The organism is Achromobacter sp. 18P8.1.1, assembly GCF_057799415.1.
In genome coordinates, this window is the sequence record NZ_JBYOKH010000030.1 from 37,968 (window position 1) to 55,092 (window position 17,125).

Consider the following 17,125-nt stretch of genomic DNA (forward strand, 5'->3'; position numbering starts at 1 on the left):
GACCCGTTTGGCCAAACCCACACCAGCCGATCCGCAGATCGACGACCGTCCCTTGCCCCAGGATTTCGAAACGGCCCTGGCCGAATTGGAGTCATTGGTTGCGGCCATGGAAGACGGCTCGTTGCCGCTTGAGCAATCGCTGGCCGCCTACCGGCGCGGCGTTGCGCTCACCCGGGTCTGCCAGGACCGCTTGGCGCAGGCCGAACAGCAGGTCAAAGTCCTGGAAGGCGACTTGCTGCGTCCGCTGGACCCGGCGGCGCTGGATGACGAATAAGAACCCGATGAAGCAAACTCAACTCGCTTTCCCGGAGTGGCTGCAGGGCCGTGTGCGGCACGTCGAAGACGTCCTCGACGACCTGATGCCCCCCGCGGATGTGCTGCCTGTCCGTCTCCACGAAGCCATGCGCTACGCCGTCCTGGGCGGCGGCAAGCGCGTGCGCGCCGCGATGGTCTACGCCGCCGGGCAAGCGTGCCCGGTCAGCGGCAGTGTGCTGGCCATCGAAGCGTCGCTGGACCGCGCCGCCGCGGCGGTGGAATTGATCCACGCGTATTCGCTGGTGCATGACGACCTGCCTTGCATGGACGACGATACGCTGCGCCGCGGCCAGCCCACGACGCACGTGAAGTTCGACGAAGCCACCGCCATGCTGGCGGGCGACGCCTTGCAGCCGCTGGCCTTCGATCTGCTGGCCTCGATGCCGATCGCGCCTGCGCTGATCGTGCAGGCCACGCAATCGCTGGCGCGCGCCGCCGGCAGCCAGGGCATGGCGGGCGGCCAGGCCATCGACCTGCTCAGCGTTGGCCGTTCGCTGTCGCGCGACGACCTCCAGACCATGCACAGCATGAAGACCGGCGCCATGCTGGCCTGCAGCGTTGCGCTGGGCGGCATCGTCGCGGGCGCCAGCTCGGCGTCGCGCCAGGCGCTGGATGCCTACGCGCAAGCAATGGGACTGGCGTTCCAGGTCGTGGACGATATCCTTGACGTGACCGCCGACACGGCCAGCCTGGGCAAGACCCCCGGCAAGGACGCGGCGGAGAACAAGCCGACGTACGTGTCGCTCCTGGGCCTGTCCGAGGCGCGCGCGTTCGCCGACGAATTGCGTGAAGCCGCGCTGGCGGCGCTGGCGCCTCTGGGCGATGCTGGCGGACGCTTGGCGCAACTGGCCGACTTCATCGTCCTTCGAGACCGCTGATCCGTGACTAGCCCGGCTTGAATCCATGCCGGGTCAACGAACCCCATAAAAGCATGACGACTGATTTGTTGGACCGCATTCAATCCCCGGCAGACCTCAAGCGCCTGGATCGTCGCGAGCTGAAGAAGCTTGCGGACGAACTGCGCGGCTTCGTGCTGGAGTCGGTATCCAAAACGGGCGGGCACTTGTCGTCCAACCTGGGCACGGTCGAGCTCACGCTGGCGCTGCATCAGGTGTTCGACACCCCGCATGACCGCATCGTCTGGGACGTGGGCCACCAGTCCTACCCGCACAAGATCCTGACGGGCCGCCGCGCCGGCATGGCACGGCTGCGCCAGGAAGGCGGGATTTCGGGCTTTCCCAAGCGCAGCGAATCCGAATACGACGCCTTCGGCACCGCGCATTCGTCGACCTCCATCTCGGCCGCGCTGGGCATGGCGGTGGCCTCGCGTAACGCCGGCGTACAGCGCCAGCATATCGCCGTCATTGGTGACGGCGCCATGTCGGCCGGCATGGCGTTCGAGGCCATGAACAATGCGGGCGTCACGCCCAACATCAACCTGCTGGTGATCCTGAACGACAACGACATGTCGATCTCGCCGCCGGTGGGGGCGCTGAACCGCTACCTGGCGCGCCTGATGTCGGGCCGCTTCTACGCTGCGGCCAAGAATGTGGGCCGCGCCGTCCTGCAGCACGTGCCGCCGGTGCTTGAGCTGGCACGTCGTTTCGAAGAACACGCCAAGGGCATGGTCACGCCGGCCACGCTGTTCGAGGAGTTCGGCTTCAACTACGTCGGCCCCATCGACGGCCACGACCTGGACGCCCTGGTGCCCACCCTGCAGAACTTGAAGGCCCTGCAAGGCCTGCAGTTCCTGCATGTGGTGACCAAGAAGGGGCAGGGCTACAAGCTGGCCGAGGCCGATCCGGTGCTCTATCACGGCCCGGGCAAGTTCGACCCCGCCGTGGGCATCCAGCAATCCAAGGCGCCGGGCAAGCGCACCTTCACGCAGGTGTTCGGTCATTGGCTGTGCGACATGGCCGAGCAGGATTCGCGCCTGGTCGCGGTCACCCCCGCCATGCGCGAAGGCAGCGGGCTGGTGGAGTTCGAAAAGCGCTTCCCGCTGCGGTATTTCGACGTGGGCATCGCCGAACAGCATGCCGTGACGTTCGCCGCCGGCATCGCCTGCGAAGGGCAAAAGCCCGTCGTCGCCATCTATTCGACCTTCATGCAGCGCGGCTACGACCAGTTCATTCATGACGTGGCCCTGCAGAACCTGGACGTGACCTTCGCGCTGGACCGTGCAGGCATCGTGGGCGCCGACGGCGCCACCCATGCCGGCAATTACGACACCGCCTTCCTGCGCTGCGTGCCGAACATGGTGGTGGCCACGCCGTCCGACGAAAGCGAAACTCGCCTGTTGCTGTCCACCTGTTATCAGTACCCGGGCCCGGCATCCGTGCGCTATCCGCGCGGCGCGGGTTGCGGCGCCGCGGAAGGTGCTGGCCTGGATACCGTCGACGTGGGCCGCGGCGTGGTCCGCCGCGAAGGCAAGAAGATCGCCATCCTGGGGTTCGGCACCCTGGTGCCGGCCGCGCTGGCCGCCGCCGACAAGCTGGACGCCACCGTGGCTGACATGCGCTTCGTCAAGCCGATCGACCGTGAACTGATCCTGGATCTGGCGGCCCGGCACGATGCGCTGGTCACGCTGGAAGACGCGTCCATCATGGGTGGCGCAGGCAGCGCCGTGCTGGAAACGCTGAGCGCCGCCGGGGTGCAGATTCCCGTGCTGCAGCTGGGGCTGCCGGACGCCTTCATCGACCATGGCGACCAGTCGGCATTGTTGGCCGGCATCGGCCTGGATGCCGCCGGCATCGAGCGGTCGATCCGCGCCCGCTACGCCGATCTGCTCGCTTGATTGGTTGCGGGGTGCCGGGCGAAGGCGCCGCTTTTGCCCGGAATATGAAACACACTGTTCTGGCCCCGCTAACCTACGGATAGAAGGGTTTTCCCTGGCGGTTGCCAGGGTTTGGGCGATAATGGCCCTCTCTCAAAGTTTCCTAGGCCGTGCGCGAGCGACTGATTGCCTAGACAGGTAAGCTGAAATGAATTCTCCGATCGACCCCGCCATCGTGATGCCCGACGTCCAGAGTTCGGCGGATACCCGGCACATCCCGATTCAACGCGTGGGCATCCGTGGCGTGCGCCACCCCATGCTGATTGAAAGCGGTGATGGCTCGGCCCAAGGCACCGTCGCCAACTGGACGCTGACCGTGGCGCTGCCGCCCGAAGAAAAGGGGACGCACATGTCCCGCTTCGTGGCGCTGCTGGAAAAGTACCGCAGCACCCCCATGACGCCGACGCTGTTTCGCGCCATGGCTGCCGACATGCTGCCGCTGCTGCATGCCGAACGCGGCGACATTACCGCCGCGTTCCCGTACTTCATCAACAAGTCGGCCCCGATTTCCGGCGTGCAAAGTCTGCTGGACTACGAAGTCCAGTGGATTGCCCGCGCCCAGGGCGACGGCGTGGAATTCGAACTGGTCGTGCAGGTGCCCGTCACCAGCCTCTGTCCGTGTTCGAAGGCCATCTCGGAATACGGCGCGCACAACCAGCGCTCGCATGTCACCGTTTCGGCCATCCTGAGCGACGACATCAGCATGGACGGCGTCATCCGCCTGATCGAAGAAGAAGGCTCGTGCGAACTCTGGGGCCTGCTCAAGCGCCCGGACGAAAAGTACGTGACCGAACGCGCCTACGACAACCCGAAGTTCGTCGAAGACCTGGTGCGCGACGTGGCTGCCCGCTTGAATGCGCACCCCGGTATCGCGCGCTATCGCGTCGAAGCCGAAAACTTCGAATCGATCCACAACCACTCGGCCTACGCCGTCGTGGAAGGTTGAACGTTCCGTGAGCCATCCGGCGGCCAGCGACTGGCCGCTTATCGCGGGGCTGCAAGAGTGGGAATCGCGGCTGGCCAATCATCTGGCCGGCCGCGGCCGTTTTGGCGTCGCGCTCTACGAGTTCTTCCGCTTTGGCGTGAAACAGGCCTGGGCGTGCCTGTTCGGCGGCTTGATGTGCGCACTGCTGCTGGGCACGCACTGGTGGTATCCCAAGGATGCCGCTCTGGCCCGCTACGATTTCCTGACCTTGGCCGCGCTGGGCATCCAGGCCCTGCTGCTGGCGCTGCGCATGGAAACCTGGAGCGAGGCCCGCGTGATCCTGATGTTCCACGTGGTGGGCACCGGCATGGAGCTCTTCAAGACGGCGGCGGGATCCTGGATCTACCCCGAGGCCAGCGTGCTGCGCATCGGCGGCGTGCCGCTATTCACGGGCTTCATGTATGCGGCGGTCGGCAGCTACCTGGCCCGGGTGTGGCGCCTGTTCGATTTCCGTTTCCGCGCCCATCCCCCGTTGGCGGCCACCGTGGCGCTGTCGGTGCTGATCTACGTGAATTTCTTCGCGCACCACTTCATCTTCGATTTCCGATGGGCGCTGTTCGCGGGCACCGCGATATTGTTCGCGCGGACCTGGGTGTATTTCCGGATCTGGCGGGTCTATCGCCGCATGCCGCTGCTGCTGGGTTTCGTGCTGGTGGCCTTGTTCATCTGGTTCGCCGAAAACATCGGCACCTTCGCCAACGCCTGGCGCTACCCGAACCAGTCGCACGTCTGGCAATGGGTGTCGATCGCCAAGCTGGGCTCGTGGTTCCTGTTGATGATCATCAGCTATGTGATGGTCAGTGTCGTCAACCGGCCGCAGGAAATCGGTGTTGCCGATCTGCCGCAACCGGCAGGCAAGGGTGCCGAAAATAGCCCGTCCCTTATTTCCTGATCTTGCTCTGGCTTGCGTCAGGCAGCCCGATCGGTGATAATCGAGGGCTTTCTTGCTCGACCGCCCATGGTTTTTGGGTAGCGGGCTGCCCCTTGCGGGCCGACGTCTTAACGTGCTGAAACCCTGAAACGGAGCGATCCGTAGCGGTGGTACGGCGCGACACCCATGATGGAAAGCGCGGGTGCGGGACGGTTGGCCAGCGAGACATCCTCAAGGAGTTTTACTCATGCGTCACTACGAAGTAGTGTTTATCGTTCACCCCGACCAAAGCGAGCAAGTGCCCGCCATGGTCGAACGTTACCAAGCGCTGGTCACGGGCCAAGGCGGCTCGGTTCACCGCCTGGAAGACTGGGGTCGCCGTCAACTGGCCTACCCGATCCAGAAGCTCGTCAAGGCTCACTACGTTTGCCTGAACATCGAGTGCGGCCAAGCCACGCTGGATGAGCTGGAACACTCGTTCCGCTACAACGACGCCGTTCTGCGCCACCTGGTCATCAAGACCAAGAAGGCTCAGTCCACGCCCTCGATCATGATGAAGTCGGTTGAGCGCGAAGAAGCCCGTAAGGCTTCGGCTGAAGCAGCGCCGGCTCAGGCCGAGTAAGCAGGGCTCACGCAGAGCTCACTCGTGAAGTCCCCTCGGTGCCTGGCAGGATGAATAAGCTGGAACTCAGCGCCCGCGTTCTTGAATGCGAGCCTTTGCGCCACACTCCCGCCGGACTGCCAGCGCTGGAAATGCTGCTGGCACACGAATCGGAAGTCATTGAAGCCGGCCTTCCGCGCCGCGTTGAATTGACGATTACCGCCGTGGCACTGGGCGATCTGGCGTTGCTGTTGAAGAACACCGCGTTAGGGTCCGAATTGCTGGTGCAGGGGTTTTTGGCTCCCGCCCGCAAGGACTCGGTGAAGATCAAGCTGCATTTGCAGCAGGCACGCAAGATCAGCGGCAGCGCAGGACGCGATCCGCAGGTGGCTTGAAGGGATTGAGCAAAAGGTGCGAGAGCGCCTTCTGAATACGGATAGGTTATGGGAAGTTTGGCCCGGTTATCGATAACCACCAAGCCCCCTCAAACATAGAGGCACATATCATGGCTTTCTTCGGAAAACGCAAAGAAAAACGCAAATTCACGCAGCAGAACCCGCTCTTCAAGCGTCGTAAGTTCTGCCGCTTCACCGCAGCCGGCGTCGAAGAGATCGACTACAAGGATCTGGACACCCTGCGCGACTTCGTGCAAGAAAACGGCAAGATCATCCCGGCTCGTCTGACCGGCACCAAGGCAATCTACCAGCGTCAGCTGGACACCGCCATCAAGCGCGCGCGCTTCCTGGCCCTGTTGCCTTACACCGACAACCACAACTAATCCGGGGCACTGAAATGCAAGTTATTCTGCTCGAAAAAGTCGTCAACCTGGGTAACCTGGGTGAAGTCGTTCGCGTGCGTGATGGTTACGCCCGCAACTTCCTGATTCCCCAGCGCAAGGCTCGTCGTGCAACCGACGCCGCGCTGAAGGAATTCGAAGCTCGCCGCGCCGAGCTGGAAAAGGTCCAGGCTGAAAAGCTGGCCGCTGCCCAAGCTCTGGGCGAGCGCGTCTCCGGCTTCCAGCTGAAGATCGCTCAGAAGGCTGGTGTTGACGGCCGTCTGTTCGGCTCGGTCACCAACGCCGACATCGCTGAAGCGCTGAAGAAGGCCGGTTTCGAAGGCATTGAAAAGGCGCAAGTGCGTCTGCCCAATGGCCAGCTGAAGTCGATCGGCGAGTTCCCGATCCAGGTCGCCCTGCACGCCGACGTTCTCGTCGACGTCACGGTTCTGGTTGAAGGCGAACTGTCCTAAGCCGGTACCCGCAGTACAAAGAAGCCGGCCCGCGCGCCGGCTTTTTTTCTTTTTGCCCCGCCGTCATTGCGTGTAGCCTTTCGGGCATTGCGCAAGAAGCGCGCCATTGTTTTGTACCGAGGACCCCTTGACTCAGCCGCCCGTTCATCACAACGCGCCGCCCGGCCTGCGCGCCTGGCTCGACAGCGTGGATGCCTCGCGTGAACCCTCCGTGCGGGACGTGACGATCGATGGCGTACGCTGCATCATCAAGCGCCGCCGCCCGAGCTTTGGCCGCGGCGTCGCCTATGCGCTGCGCTACGTCCGGGCCTTTCTGCTGGGCGTAGGCTGCAAGCTGTTCCTGGGCGAATTTCCGCGCCCCGGCGTGCTGCTGCGCAACGGCCTGACACACGAGGCCCAGCGCCTGGCGATGCTGTTGCAGGCCGGTTGCCGGGTGCCCGAAGTGTGGTGGCAAGAGCAAGGCCTGCTGGTCCTGGAGTACGTGGGCGAAGACCTGGCCGACCTGATCCGCAACGAGGATTCCACCTCGCAGCTGTGGCTTACCCGCGCGGCTGCCACCGACCTGGCGGCGTTCCACGCCCGCGGCATGTGGCATGGCGGCGCGCAGATCCGCAACGTCACGCTGCGCGACGGCGAATTGTGGCGCATTGATTTCGAAGAGAACATCGGGTCCACGTTGTCGCGGCCGCTGGCCCAGGCGTACGATCTGTTCCAGATGCTGGCCTCGCTGGTGTCTTTGCGTAAGTTGCCCGACGATGTGGCCCTGGCCCTGGGTAAACTGGCGCTTGACGTCTACCTCGAGAGCAACCCCGACCCCGAGGTCAAAGCCCGCCTGACGCGCCTGGCGCGCGTCCTGTGCGGCGTCGCGACGCCCTTGCGGCCCCTGTTGCGCCGTTTACCGTCGCGCGACATCCAAGGCTTTTTCCGCGCTGCCGATATCTTGCAGCCGTTACTATTGAAGTTATGAACACACCTGCCGATCCCCAGCTTGAATACCTGCGCGTTCCTCCCCATTCCATTGAGGCGGAGCAGTCGGTTCTGGGCGGCCTGCTGCTGGACAACACCGCGTGGGACCGCATCGCCGACGTGCTGGTCGAAGAAGACTTCTACCGCCACGACCACCGGCTGATCTGGCACCACATTGCCAGGCTCATCGGGCTGGCGCGTCCCGCCGACGTCATCACGGTCAATGAATCGTTGATCAGCGCCGGCAAGGCCGAAGATTCCGGCGGCCTGGCGTATTTGAACGCGCTGGCGCACAACACGCCGTCGGCCGCGAACATCCGCCGCTACGCGGAAATCGTGCGCGAGCGCGCCATGTTGCGCAAGCTGGTGTCGATCGCCGACGAGATCTCTTCGGCAGCGTTGAATCCGCAGGGCAAGGAAGCGCGCCAACTGCTGGACGAAGCGGAATCCAAGGTGTTCAAGATCGCCCAGGAAGGCTCGCGCGGCGCCGCGGGCTTCCAGGAGATCCAACCGCTGTTGACGCAGGTCGTCGAGCGCATCGACGAGCTCTACCACCGCGAAGGCAGTTCGGACGTCACCGGCGTGCCCACGGGCTTCACCGACCTCGACAAGATGACCTCCGGCATGCAGGGCGGCGACCTCATCATCGTGGCCGGCCGCCCGTCCATGGGCAAGACCTCGTTCTCGATGAACATCGGCGAACACGTGGCCATCGAGCAAGGCCTGCCTGTTGCCGTGTTCTCGATGGAAATGGGCGCGGTGCAGCTGGCGATGCGTATGCTGGGTTCGGTCGGCCTGCTGGACCAGCACCGCATGCGTACCGGCAAGCTCATCGCCGACGACTGGCCCCGCGTGACGCACGCGGTGCAGCTCATGCAGGACGCGCAGGTCTACATCGACGAGACGCCGGCGTTGAGCCCGATGGAAGTGCGCGCGCGCACGCGCCGCCTGGCCCGCCAATGCGGCCAGCTGGGCCTGATCATCATCGACTACCTGCAACTGATGTCGGGCAACGGCTCCGGTGAAAACCGGGCGACCGAAGTGTCGGAAATCAGCCGCTCGCTCAAGGGCCTGGCCAAGGAACTGAACTGCCCGCTGATCGCGTTGTCGCAGTTGAACCGAAGCCTGGAACAGCGCCCCAACAAGCGCCCCGTGATGAGCGATCTGCGCGAATCCGGCGCTATCGAACAGGACGCGGACGTGATCCTGTTCATCTACCGCGACGAGGTCTACAACCCCGATTCGCCGGACAAGGGCACGGCCGAGATCATCATCGGCAAGCAGCGTAACGGGCCGATCGGCACGGTGCGACTGACCTTCCAGGGCTCCAGCACGCGCTTCCTGAACTTCTCGGGCGCGCAGCCTCGCGACATGTACTGACGCGCCGACGGCGCCCCAAAAAAAACCGCGCTACGGCGCGGTTTTTTTATGCTGCGGCAAGGCTTCAGCCGTCGGCTTCCGGACGTTTGCCGTAGCGGGCGGCCAGGACGCCGCACACCATCAACTGGATCTGGTGGAACAGCATCAGGGGCAGCACGATGGCGCCGACCGCATGGCCGGCGAACAGTACCTGCGCCATCGGGATGCCGCTGGCCAGGCTCTTTTTCGACCCGCAGAAGAGCAGGGTGATGCGGTCTTCCACATTGAAGCCCAGCAGCTTGCCGGCCACTGCCGACAGGCCCAGCGCCAGCGCCAGGATCACGGCGCAGCACACCACCAGGCCGACGAGCGCGGGGATGGGCGTGGTGCTCCACAGGCCTTCATTGATGGCCTCGGAGAACGCCGTGTAGACGACCAGCAGGATCGAGCCCTGGTCGACGAACTTCAGCATCGCCTTGCGCTTGTGCACCCAGGCGCCGATCCAGCGGCGGGCGAACTGGCCCAGCACGAAGGGCAGCAGCAGTTGCAGCATGATCTTGCCGACCGCGTCGAACGAGATCGGCGCGCTGCCGGCGTTGGCCACGACCGTGCCCACCAGCAGCGGGGTCAGGAAGATGCCCAGCAGGCTGGAGGCCGACGCGCTGCACACGGCGGCGGGCACGTTGCCGCGCGCCATGGACGTGAACGCGATGGCGGACTGCACCGTGGCCGGCAGGCAGCACAGGAACAGGATGCCCAGGTACAGCTCGGGCGTCACCAGCGGTTCCAGCACCGGCTTGAGGGCCAGCCCCAACAGGGGAAACATCAGGAACGTGGCCGAGAAGATCGTCAGGTGCAGCTTCCAGTGCGTCAGGCCGGCGATGATGGCCTCGCGGGACAGGCGCGCCCCGTGCAGGAAGAACAGGAGGCCGACGGCGATGTTGGTGATCCAGCCGAATATCACGACGCCTTGACCGTGCGCGGGCACGATGCTGGCGATGATGACGGTGCAGATCAGGTAGAGGGTGAAGCGGTCGGGCAGAAGGCGGGCAAGGCGTGACATGGAGGGGTAAAGGGCAAGTCGGAAAAGCGGCGGCGCGCGAAGGGGCGCCGGAAACGGGGCGTATTGTAGTCCCGTGTCCGCTCAGGCCCTAGGGCCGCTTGCCATTGAACGGTGCCTAGCCCGGGTCCTGGGGCGTCATGGCCAGCGCCAGATCGAAAGCGGCGACCAGCGAAGCCTGGTCGGCCACGCCGCGGCCGGCGATGTCGAAAGCGGTGCCGTGGTCGACGCTGGTGCGCACGAAAGGCAGGCCCACCGTGACGTTCACGCCATGGTCCAGCCCCAGGTACTTGACCGGGATCAGGCCTTGGTCGTGGTATTGCGCCACGACGATGTCGAATTCGCCGCGGCGGGCGCGCATGAAGATGGTGTCGCCGGGCCACGGGCCGCTGGCGTCGATGCCTTCGGCGCGCGCGCGGGCGATGGCGGGTTCGATGATGTCGATGTCTTCACGGCCGAACTTGCCGCCTTCGCCGGCATGCGGGTTCAGGCCTGCCACCGCCACCCGGGGCTTTTCGATACCCATCTGCCGGCAGGCGCGGTCGGCCAGCCGCATGGCGGTCAGTTCAGCTTCCGGCGTAATGCGGGCGATGACGTCCGCCAGCGCCACGTGGATGGTGACCAGCAGCACGCGCAGTTCGTCGTTGGCCAACATCATGGCGAAGTCCTGCGTGGCCGAACGCTCGGCCAGGATCTCGGTATGGCCGGGGTAGTCGATGCCCGCCTCGTGCATGGACTTCTTGTTCAGCGGCGCCGTGACGATCGCCCGGATACGGCCGGCCTGCGCGTCGTCGATGGCGGCGCACACGTAGTCATAGGCGCCCCGTCCGGCGGCGGCGCTGATCTGCCCGACAGGCAGGTCGGCGGGCAGCGCCGGGCTACAGGCGATGACGTTGATGCGGCCCGCATCCAACTGGGCCTCGCCCACGTCGGGCACTTCAACGATGTCCAGGCGTGCGCCCAGTTGGGCTGCGGCGCGGCGCAACGCACCGGTGTCGCCATACACGACGCAAGGCGCGTTCAGGCCTTGCGCATAGGCTTTGACGACGATTTCGGGGCCGATGCCGGCGGCATCGCCCATGGTGATTCCCACGGGCAGGAGAGCGTTCACGATGCTTTGTCTTTAGGAGGATCGATGACGCCGCATTCGAACGTGACCGTCGCACGCTTGGAGCCCAGGCCCGTCGCATGGTTGGACGTCACCTTCGGCTTCTGCAGCTTGCGGCCGATGGATTGGCAATACTGGTCGGCGCGTTGCAGCGTCTGGTTCTTCAGTTCAACCCAGGTCAGCAGCTGCGTGCCCGAACTGTACGTGACGCTGTACGTGTTCTTGTCGACGGACGTGACCTCGCTCATGCTGGAGCAGGCAGCAAGCAAGGTTAGCAGGGCGGCGGCGGGGGCAAGGCGTGCAAGCATGGGTCGTCCAGGAATCTCGTTATCCGCCATTACAACACCATGTCGGGCCGCGAGAAAAGGCGGGGGCACGAGGCCGGCGGTTCAGGGCGCGGCGACGGCGCTGCGGCGGTCCACTTTACGGCTCAGGACGATCGACGTCTGGGTCTGTTTGACGCCATCGATCAGGCCGATGCGGTCCAGCAGTTCGTCCAGCTGCTCGTGGGTTTCGCAACGCAGGAAGATCAGATAGTCGTACGGGCCGCTGACGGAAGACACTTCCTCCACTTCCGGCATGCGCTCCAGTTCACGGATGACGGCGGCGGGCGTCTTGGGCAACACGCTGATGAAACAGTACGCGCGCACGGCCGCTTCTTCCAGCAGGCGGCCCAGGCGCACGCCATAGCCCGAGACGATGTGCTCGCGTTCCAGCCGGGCGATGCGGGCCACTACCGTGGTGCGGGCCAGCCCCAGCTTGCGCGCCAGGATGGCCGCGGGTTCGCGCGCGTTGGCGGAAAGCAGGCTGAGCAGTTGCCGGTCGATGGCGTCGAGTCGTTCGTTCATGCGGTGGGCGCGGGGCGGGAAGGAGAGTGCCGACGGTACAGGCGGCGGCCTGCCCGCGTCAATGCGCGTGGACAGGCGCCAGGGCGGGGCGTGCGGCCTAGCCGTCGGATTCCGGCGGTATCCCGCCATGATAGATGCGGCCGTCGAACTCGAAGCGGGTGATCGTTTTATGCGCGGCGTCGAAGATGCGGTCGCGGCTGGCGGCGTCCAGCCCGTCGTGATCGGCAAAGCGGAAGCGGCACAGGTCGATGTCGCTGTCGTAGAACACGGTGTGCACGAAGCGGCTGACGTCGGACTCGTGGGCGAAATGCGCGAACTCGCGCAGCTGTTCCATTTCGTGGAAGGCGCCGTTGCGGCTGACGAGCAGCATGCCGAATTTGCGCTCCTCGTCGGGCTCGGGGTCCGGTGCGGGCGGCGCCTCGCCGGCCAGCGGGTCTTCGTAGTCGAAATGGGCGCCGGCCTCGCGCATGGCGGCCAGCACCTTCTGCCATTCCCGCTCGTCCAGGGTTAGGCGGGCCATCATATAGAACAGACGCTGCCGGCCCAGTTGGCGGGGCTCGGGGCCGCCGGCGTAGCTGGGCCACGGGGTGGCCGCGTCCAGTCCGGCTAGTTCCGCCATGCGTGCGTCGCTGTAGCCCAGGCGGTCCTGCAGTCGTTGCAGGGACTGGGCGTCCGGGGGGGCGTAATGCTGGATCGTCTTCATGAGCGCGCTCCGGTGGCCCGGGGCGCCGTGGATAGGGCCGGGGGCGTGCGCCGCGATGCCCTTGCGGCTACGCTTGATGCTAGCGCGGTGCGTGGCGCTTGCCTAGCGCCGGCTGGCCGGCGGGCGCCATGCTAGGATTTGCGCCGATTATCAATGCCAGGAGGCTTACACATGGACATTCAGGAACAAATCGCCGTCATCGTGCACACCATTTCGCATCAGGGCGGCCGCATCGATGCGCTGAATTCGACCTTGCTGTCGATGCTGCATCTGGTCAAGGCGTCGCCGGGCCTGCGCGAAGCGATCGAGGCGCAGCTGGAGCAGAACTATTCCAGCCTGCTGGCCCGCTCCGAGAATCCGCAGTACGTGGCGGGTTTCGAAAGCGTGCGCGACATGATCACCACCGCATTGAAGTAGGGCGGCGCAGGCACGAAGTTACCCACAGCTTCTGTGGACAAGCCTTGGGATAGTGCGGGCATAGATCTGTAATTTCCTTTAATTACAAGGGCTTGGCAGGGGCGGTCAAAGGTGGCTCCTTTTGCGCTTTCCGGGCGCTTGTTTCAATGTCCTACGCGGGACGCCGCAAGCCGGGTAATATGCGGCCCCATGCGGAATCAGTATCGATTGGAACACCGGGGTCCGGCCATGTTGGCCCGTGTCTCGGAAGCGGCAAAGCTGGCGGCGTTCGACCCCGGCAAACTTACTCCCGAAGCGCGCCAGAGCTGGGAGCGCATGGGGCATGGCTTCAAGGCCTGGCACGACTTCGACCAGCGCCATCCCATCCTGCGCCGCCTGGCGCTGTTGCCGCTGATTGGCGGCTGGTACCGCAAGGCACGGCGGCGGCACGTGCTGCATGCCAGCGGCCGCGTCGTCTGTTGACGGCGGTTTAGCGTCGTCGCCTGGCGATCAGGTGATACGCCAGCCAGATCACCGCGCCGATCACGGCGGCCACCGCCAACTTGGTTTCCACGCCGTGCAGGCGTCCCAGCAGGGATTCGATGGTTTGCCCGAAGGCGTAGCCCAGCAGGCTGAAACACACCGCCCAGATCGCCGCCGCAATCGCGTTCAGTACAAAAAAGCGCAGCGGCGGCACGCGCGACATGCCCAATGCCACCGGGCCCACGGTACGCAGGCCATACAGGAACCGCAGGCTCAGGATGAAGCCATGCGGGTAGCGGTCGACCAGGGCCAGGGCGCGTTCGAAGGCGGGCTTTTCGCGAATGCGCCGCACCAGCCGGTGGTCGCGATAACGTCGGCCCAGAAAGAACAGCAACTGGTCGGCCACGAAGGAACCGGCGAAGGCGCACAGCATCACGTAGGGCAGATGCAGCAGATGCTGGTGCGCCAGGAAACCGGCGAACACCACCACGCTTTCGCCTTCCAGGAACGTGCCGCCCAGCACGGCCCATAGGCCGTAGTCGACGATGAACTGGTGCAGTGCCGGATTCATCCCGCGCGCTCGCCGACGATGCGTGCCAAGGTCTGCAACGCGCGGGAGATTTCGGGTGTGGTGCGCTGGCCGCAGCTGATCCGCAGAAAGTGGTTGTAGCGCGTGCCGTTCGAGAACATCGCGCCGGGCGCGACTCGGATCCCCTCTTGCAGCGCGGCCTCGAAGACCTCCATGCCAGAGCGGCCGCCGGGCATCTCCACCCACAGCAGCATGCCGCCTTGCGGCACGCTCAGGCGGGTGCCGCGGGGAAAGTGGGCGGCGATGGCTTCGGCCGTCTGGTCGCGCTGGACCTTCAATTGCCGGCGCAGCCGCGCCAAGTGCCGGTCATAGGCGCGCGACCCCATGAATTCGGCCACGGCGATCTGCGCCAAGGGTTCGTTGGGGCGGCTTTGCGCAAACTTCAGCATGGCGATGCGGGCCTTCCACCGACCGCCCAGCAACCAGCCCAGGCGCATGCCCGGTGCCAAGGTCTTGTGCATGGAAGAGCAATAGATGACGTTGCCGGTCGCGTCCCAGGATTTGGCCGCGGCCAGCGGCGTGTCGTCGTCGGTCAGCGCGCCATAGGTGTCGTCTTCAATCAGCGGCACTTGCTGGCGTTCGCACAGCGCCACCAGCCGGGCCTTTTCGGAATCGGGCATCACGCAGCCCAGCGGGTTCTGGAAATTGGGTACCACCACGACCGCGCGGATGTTTCCGTGCGTCTGGAACGCCAGGTCCAGCGCCTCGATGGACAGGCCGTTCTGCGGACTGGTGGGTATCTCAAGCGCCCGCATGCCAAGGCTTTCCAGGATCTGCAGCAGGCCAAAGTAGGTCGGCGATTCGACGGCGATGGTGTCGCCGGGCCGGGCGACCGCGCGCAGCGCCAGGTTCAGGGCTTCGATGCAGCCGTGCGTGACGATGACGTCGTCGGGCGTGGCATTGATGCCGTTGGCCAGCGCCCGGCGCGCCAGTACCGTGCGCAGCTCCGGGTGGCCCTGTGGCGGAACGGGGCTGACGAGCACTTGCGGCGTCATGCGCAGGGCGCGCGTCATCGCCTGCTTGAGCTCTTCCATCGGATAGGCCTCTGGCACCGCCGCGGCCAGCGCGAAATTGGCGCTGACGGGGTGGGCCTCGCACTTGGCGATGAAGTCCGAGACGCGGTCGTGGATGCCCACGTATTGCGCCGCGCCCAGCGTCTGGCGGATGTCGGGCTCGTTGACCGGGGGAATGCTGTTGCGCCGAGGGTGCAGCACGAAGTAACCCGAGCGGGGCCGGGCTTCGATCAGCCCGTCGTCTTCCAGCTGGCGGCAGGCTTGCAGTGCGGTCGACAGGCTGACGTGGTGGGTCCGCACCAGCGTGCGTACCGAGGGCATGCGCTGGGCCGGAGCCAGTACGCCCGTCTGGATGGCGCGCCGGTAGTGGTTCGCCAGGCGTAGGTACAGCGGTTGTGGGTCCATGCGCCGATCATGCTCCCCGAGGTTGGAATGAGGGTAGGCACAGATTGATGAAAAGTACACCATAACAGCGCCAAAATCGAGCATCTGCATCGGTACAGAAAGGTCCGGAGTGTGGCTGTTGCGCAAAGCAGGGCACGCGTAGCCTGTGATGGTCCGACTGGAGATCATCATGAATGCCGAACCTTATGCCCAACCCCTGGCCCGCCGCCTGGAAATCGCCGCCGGCGCGTGCCGGCAACTGACGCTGCGAGCCGGCGCCACGCTGGTATGCGTGGCCGGGAGCGTGCACGTGCAAGAGACCTCGGCTGGCGCCCAAGCCGCGGGTGGCCTGGGTTTGCCGGTGTCCGCGCGGGTCAACGCGGGCGAGGCGCATGGGGTGGGCTATGGCGGGGTGGTGCAGGTGACGGCAATTCGCTCGGCCGAAGTGATTTGTCTGGACGTTCCCGGGCCCTTGGACCGGTTTTTCCACCTGGCGGCGAATATTTTTCGCATGAATGGGGCAAAAAACACGAATAATCGCCTGGGTGCGCTGCACAAGATTTCAAAATGAGGTATGATTCACACATCAGACGCGGGGTGGAGCAGTCTGGCAGCTCGTCGGGCTCATAACCCGAAGGTCGTAGGTTCAAATCCTGCCCCCGCAACCAGTTTCAAGAGAACAAGCCGCGATTTCCATCGCGGCTTTTTTTCGTCCTTTTTTTGTCTGGGACTTGCCCTGGGTCAATCCTTTGTTCCAGCCCGGAGTTTCCCGGGTGTTGCCAGCCGCACAGCGCGGCGACCCTGAGCTACCATGGGTCACGCGCGCTAGTTCGCCGCACTCGAGGAGGGTCCATGGGTACCGCAAAATACGATCATCCTGGTTACGTCGCCGACACCGGCGCTGAAGGCAAGTACCACGTGGGCATCTGGTGCCCGCACGGTTATCCCGCCCATATCCATATCGGCCGGCCTGCGGAACGCGGTGATCCCCAGGCGCTCTTGCGCCTGCGCATTCCCGATGGCGTCTTCCAATCGCTGCCGGACGATCCCGAAACCCTGTGCCGCCGCGCCTTGGGCCAGGCCATGGACGCCGGCTTGCTGCGCTCCGTCGCCGTGGATGGCGAGTATCAGGAGCTGCGTTTCCAGCTGGACGCGGAACCGTGGTCGGGTCCGATGCAGGCGGCGGGTAACGCCTGACGCGGGAAGTTACCCACAGCGACTGTGGACAAGCCTTGGGATAGCCTTTGCGCATGTCCGAATTGTCCAGTCATAACAAGGGCTTGGCGCCTGCGGTCAATAAGTGGCCGGCGCCGGGCCTTTTTATTGTCGGGCCTGCCCCAAAGCGGGCAAGTCCGAAGGCGGC

At 64.9% G+C, this 17,125-nt stretch carries 22 protein-coding genes and 1 tRNA gene; 16 read left to right on the plus strand and 7 right to left on the minus strand.

Features of this window, described 5'->3' with window-relative positions:
• The first annotated feature begins 7 nt into the window (after positions 1 to 7).
• The 11 genes from AC27VE_RS19120 to AC27VE_RS19170 all read left to right on the plus strand — a co-directional run bounded on the left by AC27VE_RS19120 (position 8) and on the right by AC27VE_RS19170 (position 9,199).
• Positions 8 to 274 carry an exodeoxyribonuclease VII small subunit gene (locus tag AC27VE_RS19120; RefSeq protein WP_006225055.1) on the plus strand — a complete coding sequence of 89 codons (267 nt, stop codon included), beginning with the start codon at positions 8 to 10 and terminating at the stop codon, positions 272 to 274.
• 7 nt (positions 275 to 281) lie between these two features.
• Entirely contained in the window at positions 282 to 1,193 is a 912-nt protein-coding gene (locus AC27VE_RS19125) for a polyprenyl synthetase family protein (protein ID WP_006225054.1), read from the plus strand.
• Between the two features lie 53 nt (positions 1,194 to 1,246).
• Positions 1,247 to 3,109 carry a 1-deoxy-D-xylulose-5-phosphate synthase gene (dxs, locus tag AC27VE_RS19130; protein WP_488704702.1) on the plus strand — a complete coding sequence of 621 codons (1,863 nt, stop codon included), beginning with the start codon at positions 1,247 to 1,249 and terminating at the stop codon, positions 3,107 to 3,109.
• A gap of 187 nt (positions 3,110 to 3,296) precedes the next feature.
• A complete protein-coding gene (gene folE2, locus AC27VE_RS19135) occupies positions 3,297 to 4,094 on the plus strand; it encodes a GTP cyclohydrolase FolE2 (protein WP_006225052.1) in 798 nt (265 codons plus the stop codon).
• Positions 4,095 to 4,101: 7 nt separating this feature from the next.
• A complete protein-coding gene (locus AC27VE_RS19140) occupies positions 4,102 to 5,025 on the plus strand; it encodes a DUF817 domain-containing protein (RefSeq protein ID WP_427960511.1) in 924 nt (307 codons plus the stop codon).
• A 226-nt stretch (positions 5,026 to 5,251) separates the two neighbouring features.
• A complete protein-coding gene (gene rpsF, locus AC27VE_RS19145) occupies positions 5,252 to 5,626 on the plus strand; it encodes a 30S ribosomal protein S6 (protein WP_006225050.1) in 375 nt (124 codons plus the stop codon).
• A gap of 50 nt (positions 5,627 to 5,676) precedes the next feature.
• Entirely contained in the window at positions 5,677 to 6,000 is a 324-nt protein-coding gene (priB, locus tag AC27VE_RS19150) for a primosomal replication protein N (RefSeq protein ID WP_006225049.1), read from the plus strand.
• 110 nt (positions 6,001 to 6,110) lie between these two features.
• Positions 6,111 to 6,383, plus strand: a complete 273-nt coding sequence (gene rpsR, locus AC27VE_RS19155) for a 30S ribosomal protein S18 (protein WP_006218308.1) — start codon at positions 6,111 to 6,113, stop codon at positions 6,381 to 6,383.
• A 14-nt stretch (positions 6,384 to 6,397) separates the two neighbouring features.
• Entirely contained in the window at positions 6,398 to 6,853 is a 456-nt protein-coding gene (gene rplI / locus AC27VE_RS19160; protein WP_427960508.1) for a 50S ribosomal protein L9, read from the plus strand.
• A 127-nt stretch (positions 6,854 to 6,980) separates the two neighbouring features.
• A complete protein-coding gene (locus tag AC27VE_RS19165; RefSeq protein WP_006225047.1) occupies positions 6,981 to 7,820 on the plus strand; it encodes a BUD32 family EKC/KEOPS complex subunit in 840 nt (279 codons plus the stop codon).
• Positions 7,817 to 9,199 (plus strand): replicative DNA helicase, encoded by a 1,383-nt coding sequence (locus AC27VE_RS19170; RefSeq protein ID WP_006218311.1) that lies wholly within the window; start codon positions 7,817 to 7,819, stop codon positions 9,197 to 9,199. The genes AC27VE_RS19165 and AC27VE_RS19170 overlap by 4 nt, the downstream gene beginning before the upstream one ends.
• Before the next feature lie 64 nt (positions 9,200 to 9,263).
• Here AC27VE_RS19170 and AC27VE_RS19175 read toward each other — a convergent pair whose 3' ends face one another.
• From AC27VE_RS19175 to AC27VE_RS19195, 5 genes are all read right to left on the minus strand, one after another.
• Positions 9,264 to 10,241 carry a bile acid:sodium symporter family protein gene (locus AC27VE_RS19175; RefSeq protein WP_006225046.1) on the minus strand — a complete coding sequence of 326 codons (978 nt, stop codon included), beginning with the start codon at positions 10,239 to 10,241 and terminating at the stop codon, positions 9,264 to 9,266.
• Positions 10,242 to 10,356: 115 nt separating this feature from the next.
• Positions 10,357 to 11,349, minus strand: coding sequence for a 4-hydroxythreonine-4-phosphate dehydrogenase PdxA (pdxA, locus tag AC27VE_RS19180; protein ID WP_488704703.1), 993 nt, complete (start codon positions 11,347 to 11,349; stop codon positions 10,357 to 10,359).
• Positions 11,346 to 11,654 (minus strand): hypothetical protein, encoded by a 309-nt coding sequence (locus AC27VE_RS19185; RefSeq protein ID WP_006225044.1) that lies wholly within the window; start codon positions 11,652 to 11,654, stop codon positions 11,346 to 11,348. The genes pdxA and AC27VE_RS19185 overlap by 4 nt, the downstream gene beginning before the upstream one ends.
• A gap of 81 nt (positions 11,655 to 11,735) precedes the next feature.
• Complete coding sequence (locus tag AC27VE_RS19190) at positions 11,736 to 12,194, minus strand: Lrp/AsnC family transcriptional regulator (RefSeq protein ID WP_006225043.1); 459 nt, start codon at positions 12,192 to 12,194, stop codon at positions 11,736 to 11,738.
• Positions 12,195 to 12,291: 97 nt separating this feature from the next.
• Positions 12,292 to 12,897 (minus strand): hypothetical protein, encoded by a 606-nt coding sequence (locus tag AC27VE_RS19195; RefSeq protein ID WP_488704704.1) that lies wholly within the window; start codon positions 12,895 to 12,897, stop codon positions 12,292 to 12,294.
• Positions 12,898 to 13,068: 171 nt separating this feature from the next.
• Here AC27VE_RS19195 and AC27VE_RS19200 point away from each other — a divergent pair, with 171 nt between their 5' ends.
• Entirely contained in the window at positions 13,069 to 13,314 is a 246-nt protein-coding gene (locus AC27VE_RS19200) for a hypothetical protein (RefSeq protein ID WP_054423536.1), read from the plus strand.
• A 228-nt stretch (positions 13,315 to 13,542) separates the two neighbouring features.
• Complete coding sequence (locus AC27VE_RS19205) at positions 13,543 to 13,776, plus strand: hypothetical protein (protein WP_006225040.1); 234 nt, start codon at positions 13,543 to 13,545, stop codon at positions 13,774 to 13,776.
• 7 nt (positions 13,777 to 13,783) lie between these two features.
• On the opposite strand, the gene AC27VE_RS19210 is transcribed toward AC27VE_RS19205, so the two are convergent.
• Together AC27VE_RS19210 and AC27VE_RS19215 are read right to left on the minus strand one after the other, a co-directional pair.
• Positions 13,784 to 14,347, minus strand: coding sequence for a DedA family protein (locus AC27VE_RS19210; RefSeq protein ID WP_488704705.1), 564 nt, complete (start codon positions 14,345 to 14,347; stop codon positions 13,784 to 13,786).
• Complete coding sequence (locus tag AC27VE_RS19215) at positions 14,344 to 15,783, minus strand: aminotransferase-like domain-containing protein (RefSeq protein WP_488704706.1); 1,440 nt, start codon at positions 15,781 to 15,783, stop codon at positions 14,344 to 14,346. The genes AC27VE_RS19210 and AC27VE_RS19215 overlap by 4 nt, the downstream gene beginning before the upstream one ends.
• 169 nt (positions 15,784 to 15,952) lie before the next feature.
• On the opposite strand from AC27VE_RS19215, the gene AC27VE_RS19220 reads away from it, so the two are divergent.
• The 3 genes from AC27VE_RS19220 to AC27VE_RS19230 all read left to right on the plus strand — a co-directional run bounded on the left by AC27VE_RS19220 (position 15,953) and on the right by AC27VE_RS19230 (position 16,959).
• On the plus strand, positions 15,953 to 16,333 hold the full coding sequence (locus AC27VE_RS19220) for a hypothetical protein (protein WP_488704707.1): 381 nt from the start codon (positions 15,953 to 15,955) through the stop codon (positions 16,331 to 16,333).
• Between the two features lie 20 nt (positions 16,334 to 16,353).
• A tRNA-Met gene (locus tag AC27VE_RS19225) sits at positions 16,354 to 16,430 on the plus strand.
• 184 nt (positions 16,431 to 16,614) lie between these two features.
• The gene (locus AC27VE_RS19230) at positions 16,615 to 16,959 is read left to right on the plus strand and encodes a hypothetical protein (protein ID WP_006225036.1); all 345 of its coding nucleotides are present in this window, start codon (positions 16,615 to 16,617) and stop codon (positions 16,957 to 16,959) included.
• The last annotated feature ends 166 nt before the right edge of the window (positions 16,960 to 17,125 follow it).

What these genes read in the sequence shown, in the direction of transcription:
- AC27VE_RS19205 (WP_006225040.1), top strand. Translation starts at nt 13,543, where the DNA reads ATGTTGGCCCGTGTCTCGGAAGCGGCAAAGCTGGCGGCGTTCGACCCC.
- AC27VE_RS19195 (WP_488704704.1), bottom strand. Translation starts at nt 12,897, where the DNA reads ATGAAGACGATCCAGCATTACGCCCCCCCGGACGCCCAGTCCCTGCAA.
- AC27VE_RS19230 (WP_006225036.1), top strand. Translation starts at nt 16,615, where the DNA reads ATGGGTACCGCAAAATACGATCATCCTGGTTACGTCGCCGACACCGGC.
- AC27VE_RS19170 (WP_006218311.1), top strand. Translation starts at nt 7,817, where the DNA reads ATGAACACACCTGCCGATCCCCAGCTTGAATACCTGCGCGTTCCTCCC.
- AC27VE_RS19215 (WP_488704706.1), bottom strand. Translation starts at nt 15,783, where the DNA reads ATGGACCCACAACCGCTGTACCTACGCCTGGCGAACCACTACCGGCGC.
- rplI (WP_427960508.1), top strand. Translation starts at nt 6,398, where the DNA reads ATGCAAGTTATTCTGCTCGAAAAAGTCGTCAACCTGGGTAACCTGGGT.
- AC27VE_RS19175 (WP_006225046.1), bottom strand. Translation starts at nt 10,241, where the DNA reads ATGTCACGCCTTGCCCGCCTTCTGCCCGACCGCTTCACCCTCTACCTG.
- AC27VE_RS19185 (WP_006225044.1), bottom strand. Translation starts at nt 11,654, where the DNA reads ATGCTTGCACGCCTTGCCCCCGCCGCCGCCCTGCTAACCTTGCTTGCT.
- AC27VE_RS19190 (WP_006225043.1), bottom strand. Translation starts at nt 12,194, where the DNA reads ATGAACGAACGACTCGACGCCATCGACCGGCAACTGCTCAGCCTGCTT.
- AC27VE_RS19125 (WP_006225054.1), top strand. Translation starts at nt 282, where the DNA reads ATGAAGCAAACTCAACTCGCTTTCCCGGAGTGGCTGCAGGGCCGTGTG.
- rpsR (WP_006218308.1), top strand. Translation starts at nt 6,111, where the DNA reads ATGGCTTTCTTCGGAAAACGCAAAGAAAAACGCAAATTCACGCAGCAG.
- AC27VE_RS19200 (WP_054423536.1), top strand. Translation starts at nt 13,069, where the DNA reads ATGGACATTCAGGAACAAATCGCCGTCATCGTGCACACCATTTCGCAT.
- folE2 (WP_006225052.1), top strand. Translation starts at nt 3,297, where the DNA reads ATGAATTCTCCGATCGACCCCGCCATCGTGATGCCCGACGTCCAGAGT.
- dxs (WP_488704702.1), top strand. Translation starts at nt 1,247, where the DNA reads ATGACGACTGATTTGTTGGACCGCATTCAATCCCCGGCAGACCTCAAG.
- priB (WP_006225049.1), top strand. Translation starts at nt 5,677, where the DNA reads ATGAATAAGCTGGAACTCAGCGCCCGCGTTCTTGAATGCGAGCCTTTG.
- AC27VE_RS19220 (WP_488704707.1), top strand. Translation starts at nt 15,953, where the DNA reads ATGAATGCCGAACCTTATGCCCAACCCCTGGCCCGCCGCCTGGAAATC.
- AC27VE_RS19210 (WP_488704705.1), bottom strand. Translation starts at nt 14,347, where the DNA reads ATGAATCCGGCACTGCACCAGTTCATCGTCGACTACGGCCTATGGGCC.
- rpsF (WP_006225050.1), top strand. Translation starts at nt 5,252, where the DNA reads ATGCGTCACTACGAAGTAGTGTTTATCGTTCACCCCGACCAAAGCGAG.